Source organism: Microcystis sp. LE19-84.1B, from assembly GCF_027531875.1.
In the GTDB taxonomy this organism is placed as follows: domain Bacteria; phylum Cyanobacteriota; class Cyanobacteriia; order Cyanobacteriales; family Microcystaceae; genus Microcystis; species Microcystis panniformis.
Genome location: NZ_JAPZSR010000263.1, coordinates 1 through 2,979 on the forward strand (window position 1 = coordinate 1; position 2,979 = coordinate 2,979).

The window sequence follows — 2,979 nt, forward strand, 5'->3', positions numbered from 1 at the left end:
GAACCCTTATATAGAAAGGCATTTAGCGATTTTTGTCAATTGTTTTTTATCTAGAGCGAACTAATCAATTAAGTCTCTTGCCAGATAAGGATTTAGTCGATTTATGCCCCCCTATCGAACCATAACAAGTAACGAAGAGCCGTAAATCCTATTTTAGGTACGTTTTTTCCAAAATGGGATTCCCAAAAAAAGAATTCCTATAGAGTATTCTACTACAGAGACCGATTAGAGTCTTCTGGAAGATAACTAACAAACAACTTAAGAAAATAAACCGGAAGAAACCAACCCATTCCCTCAATTCCTTGAAATAGATAATGAGATAAAACTAATCCTCCTAAATATAGGGTAATTGCTATTGATTTTTGCAGACGACAAGGAACAAATAAGATCAAGGGGGTTGCTATTAGTAAATAGCCATAAGCGATGGTGGCTTCTGGCCAACTTCCTCCATAAAGCCATGCCACCAAAAAAGGATGCAGATGAATCGCAATAAATCCATAGTGATAACGCCAATTGTGTTGAGGAGAATGATGCCAACATTTTGTGGTCTCTGAGACATTAACAATAGCTCCTCCTACCAAATCAAAGGCCAGAAAAGCCATGATTAATAATTGCCAAATATTCCAGCCAAAATGATTAATTATGGCATAAATAGGAATCAAGACAGTGGCTAAAAGGGTCGGAATAAGACAAATCCATGTTTCTTGAAAAGACATACCGGGACCGACCACCATATCCCAACTTCCTAATAGTCCTTTTCTGGGCTTTTTCAGATTACTATTGAGTGTATTCATTCTGGGAATTCCTGCTAAAATTAATAAAGAAAACAAGTAACCTAGATGATTCTAGAGAACAAAAAAGCCATCTTTAACCATTTCATAAAGACTGTTATCAAAGGCTTGAATAACCGTTTCTAAGTCTTCTTGAGAATGGGCATCATTCAACATTAAAGTATGAAGTTCAGGCATATAAACCCCATACTTTCGCATATAATAAGCAAGAGCTAAATTCGCTTTAAAATTGCTTCCTGCTTGTTTTTCTCGATAAAATTGAGCTTTTTTATAGCTAAAAGTTAGAGAAAAAATAGAACGATTGGCTTTCACTTGAAAAGGAACTTGATGAGCCTCTGCAATGGTTTTTAGTTGGTGAGCTAACCACTCAGTTTGTTCCGCCAAACGAGTATAGATTTCAGGATGTAATTTTAAATAACTTAATGCAGCTAAACCAGCCGTACAGGTCAACGAATTCCCGCTCATTGTTCCTCCTACAAACACTTTACTTTCATAATCGCGAAAGGGATCTTCCGAACTTTTGGCAATATTAATCAGTCGTTCTTTTCCAGAAACACATCCTCCCGGCAATCCTCCACCAATGATTTTACCCAAACAAGTTAAATCAGGAACAATTCCTGTTAAATTTTGTACTCCTCCATAAGTAACTCGAAAACCTGAGACTACTTCATCAAAGATTAATGGTAAATCAAATTGGTCACAAATCTCTCGGAGTTTCGTTAAAAATTCTAGATCGTAATCAGCAAGTGCCGTTGGCATGGGTTCACAGATCACACAAGCGAGACTGTCTGCTTGTTCTCGCAATCTTTGTAAACTCGCTTGATGGGCATATTGTAAAACCAAGGTATTTTTGACGATTTCTGAATGACTGCCTAAGGTTCCCTTAATGGGTTCAGGGGCTTCTTTGTTTCCTGTAAAGCGAAACCAAGAACTCACCATGCCTTGATCAGAAAATCCATGATAATGACCTTCAAATTTAGCCACTCGATCCCGATGACGATAAGCTCGACATAATCGAATCGCTTGCAAAATTGATTCTGTGCCTGAATTGGAAAATATCGCCTTTTCTGCACCGGGTAGGGCTTCAACAATAGCCTCTGCTAATTCAATTTCGGGGAGTGTTCCCATCGCATTTACACCCCCGTTAAGAATGGCTTCCGTTAAACTTTGATTAATCACGGGATGACTGTAACCCAAAATATGAGGGCCATATCCACAAGCGAGATCAACATATTTTTTACCATCAACATCAATTAAATGAGACCCCTTTGCTTCTTTAACAAATAAAGGATAAGTGCTAGGGAAGAAATAACGGTCTAAGTGAGTGGGAGCAACCAGAGCATTTTTTGCCCGATCTCGTAAAGCTAAGGCTTGAGGATTAGCCTCAGCAAAATAAATATCAAAGTTATGTTTAACCTTAGGATTCATGTAAGGAGAATAGCGATCTGTGAATTTTTGAGCATTCGCCCAAATATCAATTTCTGGGTCAATTTGACTAGCAAATCCTTCACAAGAAAGAAAAACTAATTCAACTTTCGTAAAGTTTGTCGTATATTCAGCTTGATATCGCTTTAAAACTTGATTAACATCTTGGAAGTAACTAATGGTTGACCACCGTTCTGTTTGAGCATTAAAGTGCTTTATTAAAACGGCCTCGATTTCTTGGTGATAATCAGACCAACGCTCAAAAACCTGCTCTTTTTTGATGACAAAATGTTCGGTAAACCGTTCAACGGCTAACTCCCATTCTTTACGAGTACAGGCATAATAAAAAGAAGATAACCCCCATTTTTCATCTTCGCTTAACTCTACGGTAATACCAAAGTCAACTAAAATAATTTTGCCGTCTTCGGTAAAAAAGAGATTGCCAGGGTGAGGATCGCCATGACAAATACCATCTAAATATAACATGGTATAAATGGTTTCTTGAAAACGGCGAGCGAGTGGTTGAGGGGGGAGATGACAGCGCTCAGATTCTTTACCCGGAATTCCCTCGATAAATTCCATCACTAGCATATTATTAGTACATAATTCAGGAACTAATGAGGCAGGGCAATCGCACTTATTTTGTATAAATTGTACTTGACAAACCAGACAGTTTAAGCTGTGGGGGCTAGGGGCTAGACATGGCCGCTTGAATCGAGGACACTATCTAGATATCTCATCAGTCCCGTTTACTGCGACTTAA

2 protein-coding genes are annotated in these 2,979 nt (G+C 38.3%); both read right to left on the minus strand.

The window, feature by feature from the left end:
- Nucleotides 1-212: 212 nt before the first annotated feature.
- Nucleotides 213-794 (minus strand): hypothetical protein, encoded by a 582-nt coding sequence (locus O9324_RS15360; protein WP_287684087.1) that lies wholly within the window; start codon nt 792-794, stop codon nt 213-215.
- Nucleotides 795-845: 51 nt separating this feature from the next.
- The gene (locus O9324_RS15365; protein WP_353851722.1) at nt 846-2,885 is read right to left on the minus strand and encodes an aminotransferase class III-fold pyridoxal phosphate-dependent enzyme; all 2,040 of its coding nucleotides are present in this window, start codon (nt 2,883-2,885) and stop codon (nt 846-848) included.
- Nucleotides 2,886-2,979: the final 94 nt, after the last annotated feature.